The sequence below is a fragment of the Streptomyces sp. AK010 genome (assembly GCF_014207295.1).
GTDB classification, from domain to species: domain Bacteria; phylum Actinomycetota; class Actinomycetes; order Streptomycetales; family Streptomycetaceae; genus Streptomyces; species Streptomyces massasporeus.
On sequence record NZ_JACHCX010000012.1, the window covers coordinates 154,491 to 177,731 of the forward strand.

26 protein-coding genes are annotated in these 23,241 nt (G+C 70.2%); 7 read left to right on the forward strand and 19 right to left on the reverse strand.

Going from position 1 to position 23,241, the window contains the following annotated elements:
- Positions 1-43 precede the first annotated feature (43 nt).
- Positions 44-730 carry a UbiX family flavin prenyltransferase gene (locus tag HDC93_RS23205; protein ID WP_185012770.1) on the reverse strand — a complete coding sequence of 229 codons (687 nt, stop codon included), beginning with the start codon at positions 728-730 and terminating at the stop codon, positions 44-46.
- A gap of 91 nt (positions 731-821) precedes the next feature.
- Here HDC93_RS23205 and HDC93_RS23210 point away from each other — a divergent pair, with 91 nt between their 5' ends.
- The gene (locus tag HDC93_RS23210) at positions 822-1,433 is read left to right on the forward strand and encodes a rhomboid family intramembrane serine protease (RefSeq protein WP_185012771.1); all 612 of its coding nucleotides are present in this window, start codon (positions 822-824) and stop codon (positions 1,431-1,433) included.
- Here HDC93_RS23210 and mqnP read toward each other — a convergent pair whose 3' ends face one another.
- Together mqnP and HDC93_RS23220 are read right to left on the reverse strand one after the other, a co-directional pair.
- Positions 1,434-2,336 (reverse strand): menaquinone biosynthesis prenyltransferase MqnP, encoded by a 903-nt coding sequence (mqnP, locus tag HDC93_RS23215; protein ID WP_185012772.1) that lies wholly within the window; start codon positions 2,334-2,336, stop codon positions 1,434-1,436. It abuts the gene before it with no gap.
- The gene (locus HDC93_RS23220; protein ID WP_185012773.1) at positions 2,333-3,784 is read right to left on the reverse strand and encodes a menaquinone biosynthesis decarboxylase; all 1,452 of its coding nucleotides are present in this window, start codon (positions 3,782-3,784) and stop codon (positions 2,333-2,335) included. The genes mqnP and HDC93_RS23220 overlap by 4 nt, the downstream gene beginning before the upstream one ends.
- Positions 3,785-3,850: 66 nt before the next feature.
- On the opposite strand from HDC93_RS23220, the gene HDC93_RS23225 reads away from it, so the two are divergent.
- From HDC93_RS23225 to HDC93_RS23235, 3 genes are all read left to right on the forward strand, one after another.
- The gene (locus HDC93_RS23225) at positions 3,851-4,144 is read left to right on the forward strand and encodes a PLD nuclease N-terminal domain-containing protein (RefSeq protein ID WP_030840172.1); all 294 of its coding nucleotides are present in this window, start codon (positions 3,851-3,853) and stop codon (positions 4,142-4,144) included.
- Between the two features lie 202 nt (positions 4,145-4,346).
- Positions 4,347-4,874, forward strand: a complete 528-nt coding sequence (locus HDC93_RS23230) for a DUF6232 family protein (RefSeq protein WP_311774605.1) — start codon at positions 4,347-4,349, stop codon at positions 4,872-4,874.
- On the forward strand, positions 4,871-5,215 hold the full coding sequence (locus HDC93_RS23235; RefSeq protein WP_185012774.1) for a hypothetical protein: 345 nt from the start codon (positions 4,871-4,873) through the stop codon (positions 5,213-5,215). Before HDC93_RS23230 ends, HDC93_RS23235 begins: the two co-directional genes overlap by 4 nt.
- An 18-nt stretch (positions 5,216-5,233) precedes the next feature.
- Here the strand turns inward: HDC93_RS23235 and HDC93_RS23240 are convergent, their stop codons facing one another.
- From HDC93_RS23240 to HDC93_RS23250, 4 genes are read right to left on the reverse strand one after another with little or no spacing between them, the layout of a single operon-like run.
- Positions 5,234-5,845 carry a DUF4276 family protein gene (locus HDC93_RS23240; RefSeq protein ID WP_185012775.1) on the reverse strand — a complete coding sequence of 204 codons (612 nt, stop codon included), beginning with the start codon at positions 5,843-5,845 and terminating at the stop codon, positions 5,234-5,236.
- The gene (locus HDC93_RS23245; protein WP_185012776.1) at positions 5,842-7,068 is read right to left on the reverse strand and encodes an AAA family ATPase; all 1,227 of its coding nucleotides are present in this window, start codon (positions 7,066-7,068) and stop codon (positions 5,842-5,844) included. Before HDC93_RS23245 ends, HDC93_RS23240 begins: the two co-directional genes overlap by 4 nt.
- A gap of 47 nt (positions 7,069-7,115) precedes the next feature.
- The gene (locus tag HDC93_RS39370) at positions 7,116-7,226 is read right to left on the reverse strand and encodes a DUF397 domain-containing protein (RefSeq protein WP_311774610.1); all 111 of its coding nucleotides are present in this window, start codon (positions 7,224-7,226) and stop codon (positions 7,116-7,118) included.
- Complete coding sequence (locus HDC93_RS23250) at positions 7,174-8,133, reverse strand: helix-turn-helix transcriptional regulator (RefSeq protein ID WP_185012777.1); 960 nt, start codon at positions 8,131-8,133, stop codon at positions 7,174-7,176. The genes HDC93_RS39370 and HDC93_RS23250 overlap by 53 nt, the downstream gene beginning before the upstream one ends.
- 105 nt (positions 8,134-8,238) lie before the next feature.
- Here HDC93_RS23250 and HDC93_RS39375 point away from each other — a divergent pair, with 105 nt between their 5' ends.
- On the forward strand, positions 8,239-8,844 hold the full coding sequence (locus HDC93_RS39375) for a hypothetical protein (protein ID WP_185012778.1): 606 nt from the start codon (positions 8,239-8,241) through the stop codon (positions 8,842-8,844).
- 18 nt (positions 8,845-8,862) lie between these two features.
- On the opposite strand, the gene HDC93_RS23260 is transcribed toward HDC93_RS39375, so the two are convergent.
- Positions 8,863-9,255 carry a DUF6281 family protein gene (locus tag HDC93_RS23260; RefSeq protein WP_185012779.1) on the reverse strand — a complete coding sequence of 131 codons (393 nt, stop codon included), beginning with the start codon at positions 9,253-9,255 and terminating at the stop codon, positions 8,863-8,865.
- A 76-nt stretch (positions 9,256-9,331) separates the two neighbouring features.
- A complete protein-coding gene (gene uvrA / locus HDC93_RS23265) occupies positions 9,332-11,779 on the reverse strand; it encodes an excinuclease ABC subunit UvrA (protein ID WP_185012780.1) in 2,448 nt (815 codons plus the stop codon).
- A 93-nt stretch (positions 11,780-11,872) separates the two neighbouring features.
- Here uvrA and HDC93_RS23270 point away from each other — a divergent pair, with 93 nt between their 5' ends.
- Positions 11,873-12,622: a MerR family transcriptional regulator gene (locus tag HDC93_RS23270; RefSeq protein ID WP_185012781.1), complete on the forward strand. Its 750-nt coding sequence runs from the start codon at positions 11,873-11,875 to the stop codon at positions 12,620-12,622.
- A gap of 4 nt (positions 12,623-12,626) precedes the next feature.
- Positions 12,627-13,079, forward strand: coding sequence for a nucleoside deaminase (locus HDC93_RS23275; protein WP_185012782.1), 453 nt, complete (start codon positions 12,627-12,629; stop codon positions 13,077-13,079).
- A gap of 190 nt (positions 13,080-13,269) precedes the next feature.
- On the opposite strand, the gene HDC93_RS23280 is transcribed toward HDC93_RS23275, so the two are convergent.
- The 10 genes from HDC93_RS23280 to hemL all read right to left on the reverse strand — a co-directional run bounded on the left by HDC93_RS23280 (position 13,270) and on the right by hemL (position 23,147).
- The gene (locus tag HDC93_RS23280; protein ID WP_398986098.1) at positions 13,270-13,866 is read right to left on the reverse strand and encodes an alpha/beta hydrolase fold domain-containing protein; all 597 of its coding nucleotides are present in this window, start codon (positions 13,864-13,866) and stop codon (positions 13,270-13,272) included.
- A gap of 172 nt (positions 13,867-14,038) precedes the next feature.
- Complete coding sequence (locus tag HDC93_RS23285; protein WP_185012784.1) at positions 14,039-14,695, reverse strand: hypothetical protein; 657 nt, start codon at positions 14,693-14,695, stop codon at positions 14,039-14,041.
- Positions 14,685-14,900, reverse strand: coding sequence for a hypothetical protein (locus HDC93_RS23290; RefSeq protein WP_221517032.1), 216 nt, complete (start codon positions 14,898-14,900; stop codon positions 14,685-14,687). The genes HDC93_RS23285 and HDC93_RS23290 overlap by 11 nt, the downstream gene beginning before the upstream one ends.
- A gap of 225 nt (positions 14,901-15,125) precedes the next feature.
- Positions 15,126-16,229, reverse strand: coding sequence for a c-type cytochrome biogenesis protein CcsB (gene ccsB, locus HDC93_RS23295; RefSeq protein ID WP_185012785.1), 1,104 nt, complete (start codon positions 16,227-16,229; stop codon positions 15,126-15,128).
- Positions 16,230-16,390: 161 nt separating this feature from the next.
- Positions 16,391-18,118, reverse strand: coding sequence for a cytochrome c biogenesis protein ResB (locus HDC93_RS23300; protein ID WP_185012786.1), 1,728 nt, complete (start codon positions 18,116-18,118; stop codon positions 16,391-16,393).
- A 3-nt stretch (positions 18,119-18,121) separates the two neighbouring features.
- On the reverse strand, positions 18,122-18,895 hold the full coding sequence (locus HDC93_RS23305; RefSeq protein WP_185012787.1) for a cytochrome c biogenesis protein CcdA: 774 nt from the start codon (positions 18,893-18,895) through the stop codon (positions 18,122-18,124).
- A 13-nt stretch (positions 18,896-18,908) separates the two neighbouring features.
- The gene (locus HDC93_RS23310; protein WP_185012788.1) at positions 18,909-19,556 is read right to left on the reverse strand and encodes a TlpA disulfide reductase family protein; all 648 of its coding nucleotides are present in this window, start codon (positions 19,554-19,556) and stop codon (positions 18,909-18,911) included.
- Positions 19,557-19,622: 66 nt separating this feature from the next.
- Positions 19,623-20,921 (reverse strand): hypothetical protein, encoded by a 1,299-nt coding sequence (locus tag HDC93_RS23315; RefSeq protein WP_185012789.1) that lies wholly within the window; start codon positions 20,919-20,921, stop codon positions 19,623-19,625.
- Between the two features lie 214 nt (positions 20,922-21,135).
- Positions 21,136-21,834 carry a histidine phosphatase family protein gene (locus HDC93_RS23320; RefSeq protein ID WP_185012790.1) on the reverse strand — a complete coding sequence of 233 codons (699 nt, stop codon included), beginning with the start codon at positions 21,832-21,834 and terminating at the stop codon, positions 21,136-21,138.
- Complete coding sequence (gene hemL, locus HDC93_RS23325) at positions 21,831-23,147, reverse strand: glutamate-1-semialdehyde 2,1-aminomutase (protein WP_185012791.1); 1,317 nt, start codon at positions 23,145-23,147, stop codon at positions 21,831-21,833. Before hemL ends, HDC93_RS23320 begins: the two co-directional genes overlap by 4 nt.
- Positions 23,148-23,241 lie beyond the last annotated feature (94 nt).

The following is a 23,241-nucleotide window of genomic DNA, read 5'->3' on the forward strand; positions in this document are numbered from 1 at the left end:
TCCGCTGAAGTTGTAGTTGAGTCCGATGGGGTTCGGGTGCTGCTCAGCCGTCGCGGTGCGCACCGCCGCCGAGTTCACCTTGCCAACGGCGGTAGAGCCCGTGCGGCACGCCCGCCGCGTCGAGTACGCGTCCGGCGACGAAGTCCACCAGGTCCTGGATGTGCGTCGCGCCCGCGTAGAAGGCGGGTGAGGCGGGCACGACCGTCGCGCCCGCGTCGTCGAGGGTGACCAGATGCCGCAGGGTCTGGCCGTTCAACGGGGTCTCGCGCACGGCCACGATCAGCTTGCGGCCCTCTTTGAGGGTCACACTCGCCGCCCGTTGCAGCAGGTCCTTCGACAGACCGAGCGCGACCCCCGCCACGCTCGCCGTCGAGGCGGGCACGATGAGCATGCCCTTGGCGCGGTACGACCCCGAGGAGGGCCCGGCGGCCAGGTCGCCGGCGCTCCAGTGCCGTACGGCGTCGATGTCGACGGAGAAGGTGTCCGGCTTGCCGTCGGCCCCCCGCGACAGCCATTCCCGCAGGTCGGCCTGCCAGTGGGCGTCCCGGAAGGAGATCCCGGTCTCGTCCAGCAGGGTGAGCCGGGAGGCCCGGGACACCACGAGATCGACGCTCTCGCCGGCGACAAGAAGCGCCCTCAGCACGGCAGCGGCATACGGGGTGCCGGAGGCCCCGGACACCCCTACGATCCAAGGCGTACGCGGCGTCTCGCCTGGCTTGACTGGGTTCACAACACCGAGCCTATCCGGCGTCCCAGGGTGGGAACCGGCCAAGGGGTGCGGGCCGTTGCACGGAGGGGACGAGCGAGCACTGGGGGTCGCCATGTCGGATCCGCACACCGGGTGGTCACAGGGCGACCGTGCGCTGGCCGCGGGCAAGCTGATGCTGGCCTGGGTGGCGCTGCTGTGGCTGCTGGAAGTGGTGGACGTGGCCACGGGCCATGCGCTGGACGGCTTCGGTGTCACCCCGCGCGCCCCTTCCGAGCTGGTCGATGTCGTCCCCTCGTCCTTCATCCACTTCGGCTTCGCCCATCTGGCGGCGAACACCGTGCCACTGCTGGTCCTCGGCTTCCTCGCCGCGCTCGCGGGGCTGCGCCGGTTCCTGCTCGTCTGCGCGCTGATCATCGTCGTGGACGGCCTGGGCGTCTGGCTGATCGCCCCGGCCGACACCAACACCGCGGGCGCCTCCGGCGTGATCTTCGGCCTGTTCGGGTTCCTCCTGGTCACCGGTTTCGTCGAGCGCCGCCCCCTGGGCGTCCTGGCCGGGGTCCTGATCGCGGCGATCTGGGGCGGCTCCATCCTCACGGGCCTGGCCCCCACGCAGACGGGCGTCAGCTGGCAGGGCCACCTGATAGGCCTGCTCGCGGGCGTGGCGGCGGCGTTCCTGTTCCGCCGCCCGGAGCGGGAGCCCGGCCGCGTGCCCGGCGCACCCTGATCAGACGGTCAGACCGCGCACCAGCAGGTCCATCAGCGCGCACCCGAACAGCGCGATCCCGATGAAGCCGTTGACGCTGAAGAAGGCGCGGTTCACTCGGGAGAGGTCGTGGGGGCGGACGATCGAGTGCTCGTAGAGGAACGCGGCGGCGACGATCAGCAGGCCCAGCCAGAAGAAGACGCCGGCGCCGGTGGCCAGGGCGTACCAGACGAACAGGGCCGTCGTCAGGGCGTGACAGACCCGCGCGCCCCAGATCGCCGACGGGATGCCGAAGCGGGCCGGGACGGACATGACGCCGATCTCGCGGTCGGTCTCCACGTCCTGGCAGGCGTAGATCAGGTCGAAGCCGCCGATCCAGATGCCCACGGCGAGGCCGAGGACCACCGCATCCCAGGACCACTCCCCCGAGATCGCCAGCCAGCCGCCGATCGGGCCCATCGCCTGCGCGAGGCCGAGGATGGCCTGCGGGAAGTTCGTGAACCGCTTGCCGTACGGGTAGACCACCATCGGGATCACCGCGATGGGGGCCAGCGCCAGGCACAGGGGGTTCAGCAGGGCGGCCGCGGTCAGGAACACGGCCAGGGCGATCAGCGCGCCCGTCCAGGCGTGCTTCACCGATATCGTGCCCGTCACCAGCTCGCGTTGCGCCGTGCGCGGGTTCCGCGCGTCGATCTCCCGGTCGATGATCCGGTTGACCGCCATCGCGAAGGTGCGCAGGCCCACCATGCAGATGGTGACCATCAGCAGCCGGCCCCAGTGGATGTTCTTGTCCCACTGGAACATCGCGGTGAGCGCGGCGATGTAGGCGAAGGGCAGCGCGAAGACCGAGTGCTCGATCATCACCAGCCGGAGGAAGGCCTTGGTGCGTCCCGGCTGCGGGATCGCGGCGGAAGCGGAACTCACAGGCCGTACTCCTTCCAGCGACGGTCCACCTTCGCCGCCGTCTCAGGGTCGGACTCCACCATGTCGGGCCAGCCGCCGTCGCGGGTGTAGCCCTCCTCGGGCCACTTCTTCGTCGCGTCGATGCCGGCCTTGCCGCCCCAGAACTGCTGGTAGGAGGCGTGGTCGAGGTGGTCGACCGGGCCCTCGACGATCGACAGGTCGCGGGCGTAGTCGGTGTTGCCCAGGGCCCGCCAGGCGACCTCGTGCAGGTCGTGCACGTCGCAGTCGGAGTCGACGACCACGATCAGCTTGGTCAGCGACATCATGTGCGCGCCCCAGATCGCGTGCATGACCTTCTGCGCGTGCTTCGGGTACTTCTTGTCGATCGAGACGATCGCGCAGTTGTGGAAGCCGCCCGCCTCCGGCAGGTGGTAGTCCACGATGTCCGGCACGATGATCTTCAGCAGCGGCAGGAAGAAGCGTTCCGTCGCCCGGCCCAGCGGCCCGTCCTCCGTCGGAGGCCTGCCCACGACGATCGACTGGAGCAGCGGCCGCTTCCGCATCGTGACGCAGTCGATCGTCAGCGCGGGGAAGGGCTCCTGCGGTGTGTAGAAGCCGGTGTGGTCGCCGAACGGCCCCTCGGGCAGCATCTCGCCCGGCTCCAGCCAGCCCTCGATCACGACCTCGGCCTGCGCCGGCACCTGGAGCGGCACGGTCTTGCAGTCGACCATCTCGATCCGCTTGCCCGCGAGGAACCCGGCGAACAGGTACTCGTCGATGTCCCCCGGCAGCGGAGCCGTGGACGCGTACGTCACGGCGGGCGGGCACCCGAAGGCGATGGCGACGGGCAGCCGCTCACCCCGGCGCGCGGCCACCTGGTAGTGGTTCCGGCTGTCCTTGTGGATCTGCCAGTGCATGCCGATGGTGCGCTTGTCGTGGCGCTGGAGCCGGTACAGCCCGAGGTTGCGGACGCCGCTCTCCGGGTCCTTGGTGTGGGTCAGCCCCAGGTTGAAGAACGACCCGCCGTCCTTCGGCCAGGTGAAGAGGGCCGGGAGCTGGTCCAGGTCGACGTCGTCCCCGGTCAGGACGACCTCCTGCACGGGGCCGTCCTTCACCTTCTTCGGCGGCACGTGCGTCATCGCGCCGAGTTTGCCGAAGGCCTCGCGCACACCGACGAAGCCGTGCGGCAGCTCGGGCTTCAGCAGCCCGCCGATCCGCTCGGTGATCTCGGCGTACGACTTCAGGCCCAGGGACTTCAGCAGCCGCCGGTCCGTGCCGAACACGTTCATCGCGAGCGGCATGCTCGACCCGCGCACGTTCTCGAAGAGCAGGGCGGGACCGCCGGACTTCTGCACCCGGTCGACGATCTCCCCGACCTCCAGGTACGGGTCCACCTCGGCCTTGATGCGCTTGAGGTCGCCCTCGCGCTCCAGCGCCCTGAGCAGGGAGCGAAGATCGTCGTAAGCCATGGGGTCCAGTATCCCCGAGCCGCTACCCTGGCCTGGAACCACCCACCGCTTTCGCTGAGAGGCCGCATGCTCCGGGTACTGATGTTCCTCGTGCCGCTGGCGCTCAGCGTGTACGCGTTCATCGACTGCATCAGCACGAAGGACGACGAGATCCGCCACATGCCCAAGCCGCTGTGGGCACTCCTCGTCCTGGTGTTCCCGCTCGTCGGGTCGATCTCCTGGCTGATCGCCGGCAAGAAGCGGGTGCCCGCGGCGGAGCGTCCGCGGCAGTGGGTCGCGCCGGACGACAATCCGGACTTCCTGAAGTCCCTCGACGAGGACAAGAACAAGGACGACGACCCGAGGCGCGACGAGTCCTGAGGGGCCCTGAGGAGCTTCCGGGAAACGGGTTGCCCTCGGATGCACGCATGGTCGTCAATGGTGTTCACACTGTGACCACCGGCCTTCAGAAGGACGCCATGGAGATCCAGCAGCCACCGGGGCAGTGGGACGTGCCGCCCCCGCCCTCCACGCCACCGCGCGCCATGACCGACGTAGAACTCCGCGTCCACAAGCGACTGTTATGGGTCGGTGGCGCGGCCTACCCCCTGCGCAACATCGCCCGGGGTACACGTTCACCCTGCGCCCCAAGCGCAAGGAGGCGGTCTTCCGCTTCCTGAAACGCGCCGGGATCATCCTGGCCGTGGCCATCGGCCTGTCGATCGTCGGCGGTCTGATCTCTTTCGCCAGCAGTTCCAGCGGCCCTTACGACAGTGACCAGTCCGGCGGCGGCGGACTGATCGTCTTCGTGTGGATCTGCTCCGGTGCGGCGCTGATCTACTTCTTCGTGGAGATGCTCTCCGTCGTCACGGCCCCTTCGCATTACGTCCTCGCAGTCGAGACGGCCGGCCCCTCCACCGCGATGGTGACCAGCCCCGACCCGCAGCACCTGGACCGGCTCGTGGGGTATGTCTCGGGGGCACTGGAGAACCCGGACACCGAGTTCCAGGTGACGGTGGAGCGCCTGACGATCAACTCACCCACGAACTACCACTTCGGTGACAGCGTGAACATGTACGGCGGCAGCGGAAACGTGGGGATCGCGGCATGAGCGGCAACAGCTACTACTACGGCGACAACGTCAACATGCACGGCGGCAGCGGCAACACGGGCATCGTGAAGAACGGGGCCACGGGCGACACGGACCCCGCGCTGCGGCTGGCCCTCGCCGAACTGATCCGCGAGGTGAGGGAGTTGCGCGATCAGTTGCCGCAGCCGAGCGCGCAGCTCATCGACGAGTCCCTGCCGGTGCTGGCCGCGGACGCCGCGCCCGCGCAGGAGCGGCACCGGGCTCTGATGGCTGTCGCCGCGATCGCCGCGGCCGTCGGGGCGGTGGGCCAGCCGGTCGCGGAGGCGGCCAACCGGATCCTGCAGATGGTGAGCGGGCAGTAGGTCGTCCTGCCCCGGCGGTCAGCATTCCCGCTTTCCGGTGAGCAGGAACCGCACGTCACGGCAGAACTTGTCGAACGAGGGCGCCGCAGCGCGAGCCGCGTCGAGGTCGAAGAGCGTGGCGAACGACGGCTGGTGAGCGGTCTCCTGGTACGTGGAGCCGCGCGGCATCCGCCGGGAGAGCCACTCCTTGGCACCACGGATCGACTCCGGCTCGGGTGGCGGCGCCAGGTCCTCGGGCAGGCCCGCCTTCCCGGCGAGCCCGGCGGCACCGGCGAGGAACCACGCTTCGAACTCCCGGACAGCGGCAACCGCCACGACCGGCACGTGCGCGTGAGTGGCCTCCGCATGGCTGCGCACACGCTGTGCCACCTGCACGGCGCAGTCGTCGTCGGCGTCAAGCAGGACCACGATGCCCGTCGGTGGGGGCATGCGCGCCGTGACGATGGTCAGGGCGCTCTCCAGCACGTCACGCTGGAGCATCCGGTCCCTGGGGACGCGGAACGGGCGCTGGATCTCGGCGTACGCGCCGGGCACGAGGTGGGGCACGAGCCGGTGCAGCAGCCCTTGGAGGGCTCGTTCCTCACCGTGGCCTTCGACGATGGAGGCGATCACCGGGTACGGGGCGCTCACCGCTCGTCGGTCTCCTTCTCGCCGCCCGGTGCGGGCGCCGGTGCCGGGCGCAGTTCTCCGCTGCGCAGGAGTTCGGACAGCGTCAGCACACCGTCTGCCAGAAGTCGTCGCCCCGCCGCGTCGACCGGGCCGATCCGCGTGCCGGCGCCCTCGTCGCGGGCCACCAGCACATGGGCCGGATCGGCGGCGGCGTTGTCCAGCAGGTCCGCGCTCTGCGTCGTCACCATGACCTGGGTGTTGCGCGCGGCGGCGACCAGGGCGTCGTACAGCCCGCCGAGCATCGGCGGGTGCAGCGAGATCTCGGGTTCCTCGATGGCGACGAGAGGGATGTCGCCGGTGAGTGCGAGCGGCTGGAACAGGGCGGAGAGGACCCCGGCGAGACGCAGGGTCCCCTCGGACAGCCCGCGACGGTCCACTTTGGCCACCTGCCCGTCGGCGCCCAGGAAGCGCCCGACGACGAACGCCAGATCCGCTTCGCGGACCTCCACACCGTCCAGCCCTACCGCGTTGTCGATCATGCTGGCGACATAGCCGTCGAGAGTCTCCTTGACCCAGGGGTGCTTGCTGGACAGCGCGTCCAGCACTCGGGGCAGATGCTCCCCGTTCTCGCCGAGCGGGCCGCCACCTCTGCTTCGGGGCGTGTCGTCGACCGCGCGCAGAGCGGGTGTGTGGAGCTCGTAGAAGCGTGTGTGGACCAGGCCGGCGAAGACTTCCCGCCCCTCACGGTTGATCCGGCTCGCTCGCGGCAGCAGGATGTCGTCCCTCCAGGCGACCGGATGCTCACCTGCCAGTTCCGGGAGGAAGGAGTCCCCGCGCCGCACCCCGTCGACGAGCAGTTCTTCTCCGCGCAGCACCGGCGCGAAGTCGTCGCTGCACGGGCGCATGCCGACTTCCAGGCGATACGTGGCATGGAACGCGGGAATGGCGGAGGCCGGGACGCTGAGGCTCAGCTCGATACGGAAGAGGTCGGCCTGCCGACCCGAGACGTCCCGGTGCAGTACCTCCTCGAGACCGCCACGTGGCTCCAGAGCGCGTCCCGGCGAGGTGCGCAGGGCGTCACGAACGAACCGGATGGCGTCAAGGAAGTTCGACTTGCCCGCCGCATTCGGCCCGGCCAGGACGGTCAGCGGCCCGAGCCGCACATCGCAGGACGCGATGGAGCGGTAGTTCTCCACCCGCACACGGGTCAGGAACACCGGGCTGCGCTCCTGCTCATTGGTCATGCCCGAACCCTATCCAGCACGAGCGCCTCGTCAGCGGAGCGGAGCGCTCACAGGGCGGAGACGAACACCGACCAGGCGTGTCGGGTGACGAGGAGGACCGGTCCGTCAGGGTTCTTGCTGTCGCGGACGGGGACGGTTTCGGGGTGGGCGGGGGCTATTTCTATGCAGTTGCCGCCGTTGGCGTCGCTGTAGCTGCTCTTGATCCACTGCGCCGCGCTGAGTTCGGGCTTCTTCATGACGCTCGTACCTCTCCATCACGTCGCTGATCAGAGCAGCGGACCCGGGGGCTGACGGAGCGTCCGCCCTGAGCACATCATAGGAGTGGCTGTGGCGTGCGTAGAGGGCCGGATCGTCGTTGAAGTGGCCGCGATCCAGGGACTCCGAGTAGACCCACCGATGCCCGTCCGGCAGCTCGATCAGCGACATCGAGCCGCTGGGACGAAACAGGCCGAGGCGGTCCGCAGGGGCGACTTGGATACGGATGTTGGGTCGCCGCCCCACGTCGAGCAGGTGCGCGCACTGGTCCCTCATCAGGCCCGGGTTGCCGACGACGTTGCGTAGGCAGCTCTCGTCCAGGACGACGAGGTACAGCGGGCCCCCCGCCGCCAGGAAGCGTTGCTGACGGCTCAGTCGGGCTCGCACCCGCTCCTCCAACTCCTCGCCGCTCACCAGCCGCGAGAACAGCGCCCGGGCATAGTCAGCCGTCTGCAACAACCCCGGGATGACCCGCTCCTGGTACTCCCGAAGGGTCACGGCCACCTCGTCCATCTCGGCCCGCCGCCGGAACCAATCCGGATGCTCCACCTGCGGATACCAGTCGATCCGGCCCCACAGCCGAAGCAACACCCCACCCGTACCCAGAAGTTCGTCACAGGTCTTGGCGAACGTGTCCTGCGGAACCCTCGTACCGCCCTCGACCCGCGCCACATGCGAGCGGTCGCACGGGATCTGTCTGGCCAGACCCTCCTGCGTCAGCCCCGCAGCCTCGCGGAAATGCCGGAGCACCTCCCCGAACACGGCAGCCGTACTCGCCCCCGACTCCGCCCCGCCGTTCCGTCGGCTCACGGCTCCCCCCTCCGTGACAGTGCACCGGTGTCACACGCCAAGCATTGAACCGGACTGTTCCCGTGCGCAACGCTCGATACACCCAGAGTGACGGAGGTACGCGGAATGGAACCCGGAACGCTCGTCTACGACCCGCACACGCGCAAGGTCGGCGAGTACCAGGACAGAACCGGCCCGTACGTGATGCTGCGCCCGGTCAGCGGCGGCCGGGAATGGCAGGCGGACCCGGCGAGGATCCGGGAGGCCACCCTGGACGAGCGGCTCAGCGCGGGCGTACGCGCGCTCAACGACCGTTCCAGGGAGGGCTTGTCGGCCGATCCGACCCGGCCGCCCTCCCCGGTGCCCGGGTGCGCGACCTGTGAGGAGCTGGCGCTCCGGCGGGACAGGGCGCGGGCCGCGTTCGACGGCAGTGCCGTGACCGACGCGAACGTGCTGCTGCGCCAGCACCAACGCGACGAGCACGGTGGGGAGTCGACCGGCCGCCGGATCTTCCGGTACGTGCCGTACACGATCGTGCAGGACGCGTCGGCGCAGCCCGAGTACGAGGCGTACTGCGTCTCGGGCGAGGAGGAGGACTGCGGGGCGGGTTCGGGCCCGTGCCGGGCGCCCGGCGAGGTGGAGGAGTGGCAGCGCAGGCACACCCAGGAGACGAGGCACCTGCGCTACCGCCGCAGCTTCGCGGACTTCGCGGTGCTGGAGCGGCAGGGCTGACACCCCGGCCGGTGCCCGTCAGGAGCGTTCGGTCACCTTCCTCAGCTCCGGCGGGAGTTCCTTGACGGAGTCGGCGACGACGAGACGGTACACGCCGGGGCCCTCGGCCACCGCGACGGCGACGGCCGGGTCCACCCCCCGCACGGCGAACGCCGTCATCAGGGCCGGGCCCTCCCCCTCGTCGCCGTCGCCCGGAGTGTCGTCGCACGCCGGGCGGGTGGCGGCGCCGAGCGACTTCCCCACGGGGACGTCGGTCTCCTCCCTGCCCAGGTAGGTGCGGCCGTCGTACTCGACGACGTACGCGCAGGACGGCGCGGGCCGCGCGCCGTCGGTGTCGTCCGGTGACGACGCCGACGTGCAGCCCACGGACAACGAGGCCAGGGCCGCCGCCAGGAGAAGTGACGCCTTCATCGGTGGGCCTCCTTCGGGAGCCTGGGCTCCGGTGCGGTGGATACGCAACGAAGACGTCCGGGGGGGCAGGATCGGTTCAGTTCCCCGGCGCCCCCTGCGCCACCAGCCGACCCCCGCCCGCGCCGCCTTCCGGTCCCAGGTCGATCAGCCAGTCCGAGGCGCGGACGACGTCGAGGTTGTGCTCGATGGTGACGACCGAGTGCCCGGCGTCGACGAGGCGTTGCAGGACGTCGAGGAGGCGGGCGGTGTCGGCGGAGTGCAGGCCCGTCGTCGGTTCGTCCAGCAGGTACAGGGCGCGTCCGGTCGTCCGCCGCCCCAGTTCCTTGGCGAGCTTCAGACGCTGGGCCTCGCCGCCGGAGAGGGTGGTGGCGGGCTGGCCGAGGGGGAGGTAGCCGAGGCCGACGTCGGCCATGCGCCGGAGCCGGGTGGCGACCGGCGGGACGTCCCCGAACACCGTCAGGGCCTCGTCCACCGTCGCCCCGAGTACTTCGGCGATGTCATGGCCCTCGTGCCGGACCGTCAGCACCTCCGGCCGGAAGCGGCGACCCTTGCAGGTCGGGCAGCGCACCTCCACCGCCGGGAGGAAGTGCATGTGGACGGTGAGGACGCCCGCGCCCTCGCAGCGTTCGCAACGTCCCCCGGGCACGTTGAAGGAGAAGTGGCCGGCGGTCAGGCGGCCTCGGCTGCGGGCGGCGAAGACCTCCCGGATCGGTGTGAAGACGTCCGAGTAGGTCGCCGCGTTGGAGCGCGGGACGCGGCTGATCGGCTGCTGGTCGATGAGGACGGCCTTGGACAGGTGCTCCCAGCCGTCGATGCCGTCGTGCTCGGCGGGCAGCTCCCCCGCCCCGTGGAAGTGGCGGCGGGCGGCCCGGCCGAGGATGTCCAGCAGCAGCGTCGACTTGCCGGAGCCGGACGGACCCGTGACAGTGACCAGGCGGCGCAGCGGGATCCGTACGGTCAGGTCCCGGAGGTTGTGGGCCCGGGCCCCGCGGATCACGACGGCCGCCTCGCCGTCTCCGCGTCCCCGTGACGGCGGCGCGGACAGCAGGCCGGACAGGTACGCGCCGGTGACCGAGCCCTCGGTCCGGGTCACCTCCTGCGGCGTGCCCGCGGCGACGATCCGCCCGCCGTCCCGGCCCGCCCCCGGGCCGACGTCCACCACGTGGTCCGCCGCCCGCAGCACCTCCAGGTCGTGCTCGATGACCAGCACCGTGTTGCCCAGGTCGCGCAGGCGGCGCAGCACGCCGATCAGGCGGGCGGTGTCCGAGGGGTGCAGGCCGATGGTCGGTTCGTCCAGGACGTAGAGGACGCCGGTCAGGCCGGAGCCGAGCAGGGCGGCCAGGCGCAGCCGCTGGGTCTCGCCCGCGGAGAGGCTGGGGGTGGCCTGGCCCAGGGTGAGGTAGCCGACGCCGACGTCCAGCAGGCGGCGGATCCGCTCCTCCAGGTCGACGACGACCGGCTCCACGAGCGGCCACTCGTCCTCGGCGGAGCGTTCGCGCAGGCCGCCCAGCCAGTCGGCCAGGCCGGTCAGCGGAAGCCGGGTGGCCTCGACGACGGTGAGGCCGTGCACGGTCACCGCCCGGGCGGCACCGCTCAGCCGCGTTCCGTCGCACTCCCCGCAGGGCTGCTTCACCAGGCCCTGCCGCTCGGACCGTTCCCGGTACTCGGGGTCGTCGGCGCGGTCGTTGTAGCGGCGCAGCAGGGCCGTCGCGACCCCTTCGAAGCGGCCCGCCGCGACGGTCGCCGGAGGGTCGGTGTCAGGGAAGTGCCGCCGGAACTCGGGGCTTTCGACACCGTGGAGCAGCAGGTCCCGCTGCCTGTCTCCGAGTTCGCCGCACGGCGTGTCCACGTCGAAGGTGAAGCCGTAGTGGCCGGCGGCGGCCCGTAGCACGGGGACGCTCCAGTCGGTGAACTTGGCGTTCCAGCCGTGCACCGCCCCTTGCGCGACCGACTTGTCGTCGTCGACCAGGCGCCGTACGTCGGGCCGGATCACCTCGCCCAGGCCGGTGCAGGCCGGGCAGGCGCCGGCGGGCTTGTTGAAGGAGAAGGAGCCCATGACCAGTTCGGGCACGGGGGTGGAGCAGTGCGGGCAGGGCCGCTGCCCGGGTTCGGCGTCCTCGTCGGCCTCGGCGGCGTCGGCGTAAGAGGGCGGGATGTCCTTGCCGCAGCCGGGGCAGGGCCGGACCCCGATGCGCGACCACAGCAGCCGCAGGTAGGTGAAGACCTCGGTGACCGTGCCGACCGTGGAGCGGGGGCTGCGGTTGGTGAGGTGCTGGTCGACGCTGATGGACGGGGACAGGCCGCTGATCGAGTCGACGGCGGGCTTGCTGACGAAGCCGGTGACCATGCCCAGCGACTCCAGGTACTGCCGCTGGCCCTCCCGGTGGAGGGTGTCGAAGGCGAGGGTGGACTTGCCGGAGCCGGACAGGCCGGTCAGGACGACCAGCTTGTTCTTCGGCAGGGAGAGGGAGACGTTCCTGAGGTTGTGGAGGCGGGCACCGGTGACGCGGATGAAGTCGTCCATTCCTTCAAGTCTTCCATTGAAGTGCGGTGTTGAGACTTGAGAGAGATCCCGGGCGGTATGTGCTGCCTGCTCCCTGCCGTAACCTTCAAATCGATGACGAACGACCGCCGCCTCCGCCCCGTCGACCTGGCCCGGTCGGCCGGTGTCTCGACGCAGCAGATCCGCAACTACGAGGACGCCGGTGTGCTCCCGCCCGCCGCGCGGACCGCGTCCGGCTACCGCGTCTTCGGGGAGCCGCATCGCGGCGCGCTGCTGGCGTACCGGACACTGATGCGCGGGTACGGGCCGGTGACCGCGACGGCGATCATGCGGGCCGTGCACGAGGGGGACGTCCCCGGCGCGCTCGCGCTGCTCGACGCCGCCCACGCCGCCCTGCACCAGGAGCGGGTGTCGCTGCGGGCGGCGAGCGAGGCCCTGGAACTGCTCGCGGCCGAACCGCCCGCCCCGCTGCCGCGGTCGGGCGGGCTGCGCATCGGCGAGGTGGCGGCACTCCTGGGCGTACGGACGTCCGCGCTGCGGGTGTGGGAGGGGGCCGGGCTGCTCGCTCCGGGCCGGGAGCGCGCGACGGGCTACCGGGTCTACGAGCCGGCCGATGTGCGCGACGCCCGGCTCGTGCACACCCTGCGCCGCAGCCACTACCTGTTCGACCAGATCAGGCCGGTGCTTCAGGGGCTGCGGCGGGAGGGCAGCAGTGCGGCGCTGCGGGCGGCCGTGGCGGCGCGCGGCGAGGCGCTGACGGCCCGCACCAGGGTCATGATCGAGGGCGCGGGGGCCCTGCACGCGTACCTCGACGCGGCGAAGACCGGGCCGGGTTACGAAAGGGCGGACCGGGGTCATGGATGAGGTCATGGACCAGGCACGGGCACGCTCATGGCTCACGACCGCCGTCGAGGAGGCCCGCTCCGGGCTCGCCGAGGGCGGCATCCCGATCGGTGCGGCGCTGTACGGCGCCGACGGCACCCTGCTGGGCCGCGGCCACAACCGCCGCGTCCAGGACGGCGATCCGTCCCTGCACGCGGAGACGGCGGCCTTCCGCGCGGCCGGGCGGCAACGCACCTACCGGGGCACGACGATGGTGACGACCCTGTCGCCCTGCTGGTACTGCTCCGGCCTGGTACGGCAGTTCGGCATCTCCCGGGTGGTGATCGGCGAGGCGGTCACCTTCCACGGCGGCCACGACTGGCTGGCCGAACACGGTGTGGAGATCGTGCTGTTGGACGACGCGGAGTGCGCCGGGCTGATGCGCGACTTCATCGCCGAACACCCCGCGCTCCGGAACGAGGACATCGGCGTCAACTGAGCGCATCGGGCGTGCCCCGTATCGCCGTTCGAGGATGCCATCCGTTCTCCTGAAGCGTGGCGACACGCGGTGTGGCCGGCTCGGCATTCCCTTGATCGGGTCTGTCCCATCTGCGAACGGAGAAGCCCCGTGCGAATGACCGACATCCAGCGCTGCGAGGTCCGGCCTGGACGACTCGTCGAATGGACGCTCAGTCCGGCGACCGTCGCGACGGCGAAGGCCCTGGCTCACGCCGCAGTTCCTGCTCGGTGATGGTCAGCGGGAACAGGGTGAAGCCATGCCTGGCACCCGCGACGACACCGAGCTTCAACGGTGCGCCTGCCGCCTGCCACCGGGCGTCCGCTTCACAGTCGTCTTGCCCGGCGGGGATCGGGTGTTCCGGCGCGAGACGGTAGTCCACGCTCACCACGGCCGGCCGCGCCCGTTCGGCGAGCAGCCACAGCCTCTCGTCCTGCCCGTCCGCGGAACCGAACACCCAGCCGCCTCCGTGGATGTGCAGGTACACGCCGTCGACCTGGTCCGGCACGAACACCCGTACCTTCACCCCGCCCTCGACGACGCGGTCCTGGCCGTGCGGCAGTCTTACCGGTGGCGTGCCGACGCCGAGCCGGTTACGCCGCAGGGCGGCCGGCAGGGCTGCGTCCGGCGTCTCTTCGCTCACCGGTCGGTTCGCAGCAGCGGCCTCGAACTGCTCGTCGAAGGCCAGGGTCTCAGCGAGGCAATCCTCGTCCGTGATCGTCATGCTGCCGACGGTCGCAGCCTTCCACGACAACGTCCTGCCACCCATTCCTGGTGAGGCTCGTCACCCTCCCGACGTCACGTCCGGTCGACGCGGGGCGAGGGGACGGCACAGCCTGCGAGGGGACGAAGACCGGTCGGGAAGGGCACCCGCCGGGGCGGCCGACGCGGCGACGCCCTGCCCGGACAGGCCGAGCAGGGCGTCGCGGCTTTTCGAGCGGCTACTCGCTGCGGCTCTCGAGGTACTCCTCGACCACATCGGGATTGCGCCTCATCGCCGCCAGCAACTGGCCGCGCCGATAGCGATTGCGCCCCTCCTCGACGCGCTTCTCCCAGCCTTCACGACCGTCGGCCAGTCGTTCGGTGATCAGGAACTCGATGACGTCCTCGATGCAGGGCCGGAAGCGTCTTCCCCCTACCGGGATGTGGAGCTTGTCCAGGGAGCGCTTGTGATCGTTGTTCCTGTTGAGCGCCTCCAGCGCGGGCGACGTGCCGTACACCTGGACGTGCGCGCTGGTGTACTTGTCCTTCTCGCGTTCGTAGTCCCAGTGGAGCAGGCAGGTCTCCAGAGCCTCATCGGTGAAGATGCCGCAGTAGGACGAATGGACCGTCAAGAAGTCGGCTTCGTCGTCCAGACGGACCTGGAACGAGAGGTTCATCCAGGACCGCGGCTTCTTCTGATCGACGCGGAGCGGGAACGCCGTCGGCTGGGTGGGATTGGCGGCGGACAGGCCATGCCCGAGAGTGAAGACAGGACCGACTGCGGAACGCGGACGCAGTACGGCAGCGATCCGCACATGCTGGCACACGGTCCCGTTGAGGGTCTCCTGTAACTCCCTGGCGAATTTGTAGGCCTGTTTCGACAGGTCAGAGGTCAACCGTGCCGCCGATGGACACCCACAGAGCGTGCGCCTGCGACGAGATGAAGTTCCCCTCCTTCGCCTGCTCTTCGAGCTCGGCGTAGGTGAGTCCGAGCTCGTCGAGGGCTCGCTGCGCGGCGTCCCGATAGTCGGCGTCGGACACGACGATCACGATGTCGTCCTCATGGTCCGTCATCGCCCGCTCGTCGATCGTCACACTCATCGTCTACCCCCCAGACGGTTGTGGTGTGCTGCGTGACCTACACAGCATCGCGTATTCAACCGCTCGCCGACAGTTACATACCCCGGATGGCTGAATCTACCGGCCCTCAGGACTTGTCGTCGCAAACGTGTCCGTACACGGCGTATCACGACGGGATGACGTTCAGCTGTACACGCCGCGCGAGTCCCGTACACCGAAGGTGAAGCCGGTGTACGGGAGGAGGACTCAGACGCCCGCGTAGGAGTGCTTGCCGGAGACGAAGATGTTCACGCCGTAGTAGTTGAACAGCCAGCAGCCGAAGGCGATGAGGGCCAGGTAGGCGGCCTTGCGGCCCTTCCAGCCGGCGGTGGCGCGGGCGTGCAGGTAGCAGGCGTAGGCGACCCAGGTGATGAAGGACCAGGTCTCCTTCGGGTCCCAGCCCCAGTAGCGGCCCCAGGCGTCGCCGGCCCAGATGGCGCCCGCGATGATCGTGAACGTCCACAGCGGGAAGACGGCCGCGTTGACGCGGTAGGAGAACTTGTCGAGGGAGGCGGAGGAGGGCAGCCGCTCCAGGACGGAGGTCGCGAAGGTGCCGGGCGTGCCGCCGCTCGCCAGCTTGCTCTCGTAGGAGTCCTTGAAGAGGTAGAGGATCGTGGCGACCGCGCCCACGTAGAAGACCGCGCCGCAGAAGATCGCCGTCGAGACGTGGATGTACAGCCAGTACGAGTGCAGCGCCGGGACCAGCTGGTCGCTGGCGGTGTAGAGGACCGTGACCGCGAGGCCCAGGTCGAGCAGGACCGAGGTGATCAGGAACAGGCCGAGCCAGCGCACGTTCTTCTTCAGCGCCAGCAGCCCGAGGTACACGCCGGTCGCGACCGTGGAGAACGTGATGTTGAACTCGTACATGTTGCCCCACGGGGCGCGCTCCACCGACAGCGCGCGGGTGAGGACACCGCCGAACTCGATCAGGAAGGCGAGCACCGTGAGGGAGATGGCGATCCGGCCGTACAGGTCGCCCTGCTCGTCCCCGCCGTGCGCCCCGGGGCCGTCCGGCACGTCGCGCCGGCCGGCCGCGGCCCGCACGGTGACCTTGGGCCGCTCCAGTACGGCGGTGCCGCCGGCCTGGTTCACGGTGACGGCCGGGGCCTTCTTGGCGCCCGGCTTGGTGGTGAGCGCGGCGGCGGTCCGGGCGACCTTGCTGCGGCTGCCGAAGAGCCATTCGGCGATGTACGCGAAAAAGGCCAGGGTGTAGACGGCCATCGCGGAGTAGATCAGCACGTTGCTGATCTGCGCGAGGTTTTCGTTGGTGGCGGCGGCGAGGGGCACCTCAGCACTCCTTCGGGTGAACATCCCGGCGACCTGCGGTCGGGCGGTGCGGTGTGAGAGAAGCTTGCGGTTGTTTCACCGGGCTGGTTTCAACCCGGTGAGCGTTGATCGTGGAAGACCCGGAGGGCCGCTGGTCCACCGGGCGGCGAGAGCCAGGATCTCCCTTGTTCCGCGCGGGAGAGGATTCAATTCTCAGCCCCTTCGGCAGACGCGGCGCCGGAGTCGGACACCGCGTCCGGCTCCGCCACCGTTTCCTCGGAGAGCCCCGGTGCCTGCTCGTACAGGACCCCGGCGAGGTGCCCCAGTTCCTCGGGGACCTTGGCGGACTCGCTGCGGCCGAGGCCGGCCATCTCGACGACGGTGACGCCGTCGGCGCCCTCGACCGCGCGCACCCAGACGCGGCGGCGCTGGATGAACAGGGAGGCGGCGAGGCCGCCGATCGCGGCGAGGGCACCGGCGAGGGCCCAGCCGCTGCCGGGCTGCTGGACGACCTGGAAGCCGGCCCACTCCTTGATGTCCTTGCCGAAGGTGACCGAACCGGCGCCGTTCGGGAGCTTCATGGTCTCGCCGGGCTTCAGCAGCTTCTTGAACAGCTTGCCCTTCGAGTCCTTGAACTCCTTCATGTTGGTGCGGTCCATCTGGTACACGCTCTGCGGGATGCCGGAGTCGGCCCCGAGGTCGCCGTGGTAGGCGGACAGCGCGAGCAGCGGATTGTCCAGCGCGGGGAACTGCGACAGCATCGTGCCGCTGGCGGAGCCGCCGAAGGTCGGCACGAAGAACGCGTTGAAGCCGAGCTGCTCCTTCTGGCCCTTGGCGTCGCGGTAGCCGTCGAGGACCTTGACGACACCGGAGGAGGTGACATTGGCGTCCAGCGGCAGCAGCGGCACGGCGTCGTCGAAGACGACCTTGCCCTTGGCGTCGCGGACGGTGATGACCGGGGCGTAGCCGTGGCTGACGAGGTAGACCTTGGAGTCGCCGATCTCCAGCGGGTGGTTCACCTCGACGGTGTCGGTCTCGTCCTTGCCGTAGGCGCCCGAGCTGTAGGTGATGTCGGCCTTGTAGACGCGCGGGGTGCCCTTGTTGGGGCCGGTGCGCTCGTAGGTGCCGGTGAACTTCTTCAGGTTGAAGCTGAACGGCACCAGGTCGTCCGACGTGAAGAGATTGCCGGACTTGAAGTCGTCGTACTGGGTGAGGGTGTTGGAGAAGCCGTCGCCCTCGACGACCAGCTTGTTGCCCTCGGACTTGTACAGCTGGCCCCAGGCGAAGGCGATCAGCATCACGATGAGGGCGATGTGGAAGACGAGGTTGCCGACCTCGCGCAGGTAGCCCTTCTCGGCGGCGACGGCGTCCCCGGTGAGGTGGGCGCGGAAGCGGCGCTTCTTCAGCAGGGCCAGGGCGGCCTGCCGGACCTGCTCGGGTTCGGCCGTGGTGCGCCAGGTGGTGTGGGCGGGCAGCCGGTTCAGCCGCCGGGGCGCGCCGGGCGGCAGACCGCGCAGCTGGCCGACGAACTGCCACGTGCGGGGCACGATGCAGCCGATGAGGGAGACGAACAGCAGGATGTAGATCGCGGAGAACCACACCGAGCTGTAGACGTGGAACATCCCGATCTTGTCGTAGACGTCCGAGAGCGCCGGGTGCGCCTTGCGGAAGTCGGCGACCTTCGTCTCGTCGCTGCCGGACTGCGGGATGAGCGAGCCGGGGATCGCGCCGAGGGAGAGCAGCAGGAGCAGCAGCAGGGCGACCCGCATGGAGGTCAGCTGCCGCCAGAACCAGCGGGCCCAGCCGATGACGCCCAGGGCGGGCAGGTGGGGCGCGTCCTCCCTGGGGGCGGTGGACAGCTGGGAGCCGGCGTCGCCCAGCTCCTGGTCCTCGGCGGCGGAGGGGGCCGGGTCAAAGGCGGTGGTCTTGCTCATCGATCAGATCCCCACAGTGAAGCCGTCGGACCAGACCTGCATCTCCTGCACGATGCGGTCCCACGCGCCGGTCAGCAGCAGCAGACCGGTCACGATCATCATGGTGCCGCCGACCCGCATCACCCAGACGTAGTGGCGCTTGATCCAGCCGAAGGCTCCGAGGGCCTTGCGGAAGGCGACCGCGGCGAGCACGAACGGCACGCCCAGGCCCAGACAGTACGCGAAGGTGAGTATGGCCCCGCGCCCGGCGGTTCCCTGCTGCCAGGCGAGTGTCTGCACGGCGGACAGCGTCGGGCCGATGCAGGGCGTCCAGCCGATGCCGAAGAGGGCGCCGAGCACGGGGGCTCCCACCAGGCCGGTCGCCGGCTTCTTGTGGAAACGGAACTCGCGCTGGGTGAGCCAGGGCATCAGGCCCATGAAGAAGACGCCCATGAGGATCATGAGGACGCCCAGCACCTTGGTCAGGACGCCCCGCTCCTCCTGGAGCGTCTGGCCGAAGTAGCCGAAGAGGGCCCCGCCGGAGACGAACACGGCCGTGAAGCCCAGGACGAACAACGAGGCACCGGCGACCATCCGCCCCCGCCGGGCCTCGGCCAGGTCGGTGCCGCTGACTCCGGTGACGTAGGAGAGGTAACCGGGCACCAGCGGCAGGACGCAGGGCGAGAAGAAGGAGACGAGGCCGCCGAGCAGCGCGATCGGCAGGGCCACCAGCAGGGCTCCGTTGAGCACCGTGCCGTTGGGGTCCGCCACCGCGGCGAGCGTGGTGACTGCGCTCACGTCGCTACTCCGCTCACTTCTCGGCGACGACCGGCTTGAGCATCCTCAGCAGCCGTTCCTCGCTGAGCGCGGACAGCGAGCGGGCCGCGATCTTGCCGTCGCGGTCGAGGATGAGCGTGGAGGGGATCGCCTGCGGGTTGAGCGTGCCCTTCTTGAAGCGCAGCAGCAGCTTGCCGGTGGGGTCGTAGAGGCTGGGGTAGGTGATGTCCCAGTCCTTCTCGAAGGCGAGGGCCGCGCCGGTGGAGGTGTCCCGGGTGTTGATGCCGACGAACTGCACGCCCTTGTCCGCGTACGCCTTGGAGACCTTCGCGAAGTACTTGGCCTCGGCGCGGCAGGGGTTGCACCACGAGCCCCAGACGTTGAGGACGACGACCTTGCCCTTGTAGTCGGCGACGTCGAGCGTCTTGCCGGCGATGGTCTTGCCGGACAGGTCGGGGGCCGGGGTGCGCTTGCCCTGCGCGGCCGTGGCGACGCCGTCGGTGCCGGTGACGAAGTTGGTGTTGCCGCCCCCGCCGGAGGTGCCGCCGGAGCCGCACGCGGAGAGGAGCAGCGCGGTCACGGCGAGAGAGGCGGTCAGGGCGGCGCTACGTCGGACACGGCGGGTGCGCTCGGTGGCACGGGTCGTGCGGTTCGAACGCTGGGGGGCGCTGTCGGCACTCATGTGAAAAGTTTCGCATGCCCGTTCTGGGGGTCTCGCCCACCCCCCTTGCGGGCGGAAAAGCGCATTTCAGGCGGCATTCCGCGAGGCGTCTTTGCCGGGTATGGAGGTCCGGCCGGTGAACTCCCGCCAGCCACGGGCCGGCTGCTGCCCGACGCCGAGCGTGCGGAGCTCGGCGAGCACCTCGGGCTTCTGCGCGTCCAGCCAGTCGGTGAACTGCCGGAAGGAGACGAGACGCACATCCGCGCCCTTCTCCTTCTCGCGCGCGATGTGCTTGAAGGCCTCCTCGACGGCGTCCATGTAGATGCCGCCGTTCCACTGCTCGAAGTGGTTGCCGATGAAGAAGGGTGCCCGGTTTGTCTCGTACGCCCGCTTGAATCCCTGGATGTACGCCTGGGCCGACTGCCTCCGCCAGCCCGGGTAGTTGTGGGCGGGTGCCTTCGTGGTCGCGAGGGACTGGTTGGCCAGCATGTTGTAGTCCATCGACAGGACCTCGAAGCCTCGGCCGGGGAACGGTATCTGCTGCAGGGGCAGGTCCCATATGCCCTGACGCTTGGCGGGCCAGACCTGGAGGCCGCCGGGCGAGGAGGCGTCGTAGCGCCAGCCGAGCTCGCCGGCGGTGGGCAGCAGGTTGTCCTGGCCGAGCAGGCAGGGCGTACGGCCGCCGACGAGTTCCTTGTCGTAGTCGAACGGCAGCGACGGCAGGTCCGTCCAGCCGGTGTTGGTGCGCCACTCCTTCACGAAGGCCTTGGCCTGGTCGATCTCGCTGCGCCACTGCCGGGGCGTCCAGTTCTTGACCGAGCCGTGGGCCTCGCCGCAGAAGTGCCCGTTGAAGTGGGTGCCGATCTCGTGGCCCTCGAGCCAGGCGCGGTGGACGTTCTTCAGCGTCGCCTTGACGTGGTCGTCGGTGAGGTAGCCGATGTCGGAGGCGCCGCGGGGGTTGTTCGGCGGATTGTAGAGGCGCTTCTTCGACTCGGGCAGCAGGTACAACCCGGACAGGAAGAAGGTCATGCTCGCGCCGTGTTCCCTGGCGAGGTCCAGGAAGCGCGGGAAGAGACCGTTGCCGACCTCGCCGGCGCCGTCCCAGGAGAACACGACGAACTGCGGCGGGGTCTGGCCCGGCTCCAGCGGCTCGGGCTTCGCGGGCTGGTGGGGCTGCTTGCCGGTGTGGGCGGTGGAGCCGTCGCCGATGGGGCGGGCGGCGGGCTCGGGCTTGGCCTTCGCTCCGCCCTGCGCGGAGTCGCCGCCGGAACCGTCGGCGTGGCCGGAGTCGTCCGAGCCCGTGAGACCGCCGCATCCGGCGAGTGAGACGGCGGCGGCGGCTCCCGCGCCGAGTCCGAGCATTCCCCTGCGGGAGAGAGCGCGCATGGCATCCCCGATTCGTCACGTCGTGCTGGTCACCCAGTCAGAGGACGTGAAGAACGGAGAGGTTCCGCTTAATTGCGCAGATTCCGTAACGAATGAGTCGTAAGCCTCAGAAGGGGGCGAACAGAAGGCGCTTGCGAGCCTGCCGACCGCACCGTGCGTGGGTGCGGACGCGGTCGCCCGCGTCCGCACCCACGCACGTTTTGAAGGCTTGCGCCTACGCTCCGAAGGCCTTCGCCTGGCCCTTCACCGGCTTCGCGCCGGCGAGGAGGTGGGCCGGGACCAGGTCGCGGGCCGGCTCGGAGTAGCCGACGGAGACGATCCGGTCGCCCTGGTACGTGAAGGTCGTCAGCGAGGCGAGGGTGCACTGGCGCTTGCGCGGGTCGTGCCAGAGGCGGCGGCGCTCGACGTACGACCGGACGATCCAGATGGGCAGCTGGTGGCTGACCACGACCGCCTCGTGCCCCCGGGCCTTGTCCTTAGCCGCGCCCAGCGCGCTCATCATGCGGACGACCTGGTCCACGTACGGCTCGCCCCAGGACGGCCGGAACGGGTTGACCAGGTGCTTCCAGTTGCCCGGCTTGCGTAGCGCCCCGTCCCCGACGCCGAACGTCTTGCCCTGGAAGATGTTGCCGGCCTCGATCAGCCGCTCGTCCGTGGCGAGACCGAGCCCGTGCGCCTTGGCGATCGGCTCGGCCGTCTCCTGCGCCCGCTCCAGCGGCGAGGCGACGACGTGCGTCACATCGCGGCCGGACAGGTGCTCGGCGACCCGGTCGGCCATGCGCCGGCCCAGGTCGGAGAGGTGGTAGCCGGGGAGGCGGCCGTAGAGGATGCCGTCCGGGTTGGCGACCTCGCCGTGCCGCATGAGGTGGACGACGGTGATGTCCTCGGCGCTGTCGTTCCGCTGGTCGCTCATGCCGTCGCCTCCGCAGCCGCCCGGGCCGCCGCCGGAAGGGCGTCGGCGATCCGCTGCACGGCCCGCTCGTCGTGCGCGGTGGACACGAACCAGGACTCGAAGGAGGACGGCGGCAGGTAGACGCCGTCGGCGAGCAGCGAGTGGAAGAACGCGGTGAAGCGGAAGGACTCCTGCGTCCTGGCGTCCTCGTAGTTCCGCACGGGCCGGTCGGTGAAGAACACCGAGAACATGTTGGAGGCGGTCTGCAGCCGGTGCGCGACGCCCTCCTTGGCCAGGGCCCCGGTGACGAGCCCCTGGATCTCCTTCGAGACGGCGTCGACCTTGGCGTACGCGGCGTCGTCGAGGAGCCGCAGCTGGGCGAGGCCGGCCGCGGTGGCGACGGGATTACCGGAGAGGGTGCCGGCCTGGTAGACGGGCCCGGCCGGGGCGAGGTGGGCCATCACGTCCGCCCGTCCGCCGAAGGCCGCCGCGGGGAAGCCGCCGCCCATGACCTTGCCGAAGGTCATCAGGTCGGGGACGACGCCGTCGACCCCGAACCAGCCGGCGCGGCTGGTCCGGAAGCCGGTCATGACCTCGTCGGAGACGTAGAGCGCGCCGTTCTCGGAGCAGATGTCCTTCAGGCCCTGGTTGAACCCGTCGGCGGGCGGGACGACGCCCATGTTTCCCGGGGAGGCCTCGGTGATCACACAGGCGATCTCGCCGGGGTGCGCCCGGAAGGCCTCGCGGACGGCGTCGAGGTCGTTGTACGGCAGGACGATCGTGTCGCCGGCCTGCGCGCCGGTGACGCCCGGGGTGTCGGGCAGCGCGAAGGTGGCAACGCCACTGCCGGCCGCGGCGAGCAGCGAGTCGACGTGCCCGTGATAGCACCCGGCGAACTTGATCACCTTGGTGCGCCGGGTGAAGCCGCGGGCGAGCCGGATCGCGGACATGGTCGCCTCCGTGCCGCTGGAGACGAGCCGCACCTGCTCGAGCGGCGCGACCCGCGCGACCATCTCCTCCGCGAGCGCGACCTCGCCCTCGCCGGGCGTGCCGAAGGACGTGCCGCGGGAGACGGCGTCCTGCACGGCGGCGATGACCTCGGGGTGGGAGTGCCCGAGGATCATGGGCCCCCAGGAGCAGACGAGGTCGACGTACTCCCGCCCGTCCGCGTCCGTCAGATAGGGACCGGTGCCGGACACCATGAACCGCGGCGTGCCGCCGACGGCTCGGAAGGCCCGCACCGGGGAGTTCACGCCGCCGGGCGTGACGGCCGCCGCGCGGTCGAACAGAGCCTGCGAGGCCGGTGCTTCATACGGATATGCCAGTTCACTCATGACCTGCGACTTCTCCGACCTTCTCCGACGCTGTCGGGCTCCGGGTGCCAGTGACCTGTTCAGGGTAGGCCAGGGGTGCGCGCGGGCGGGTCAG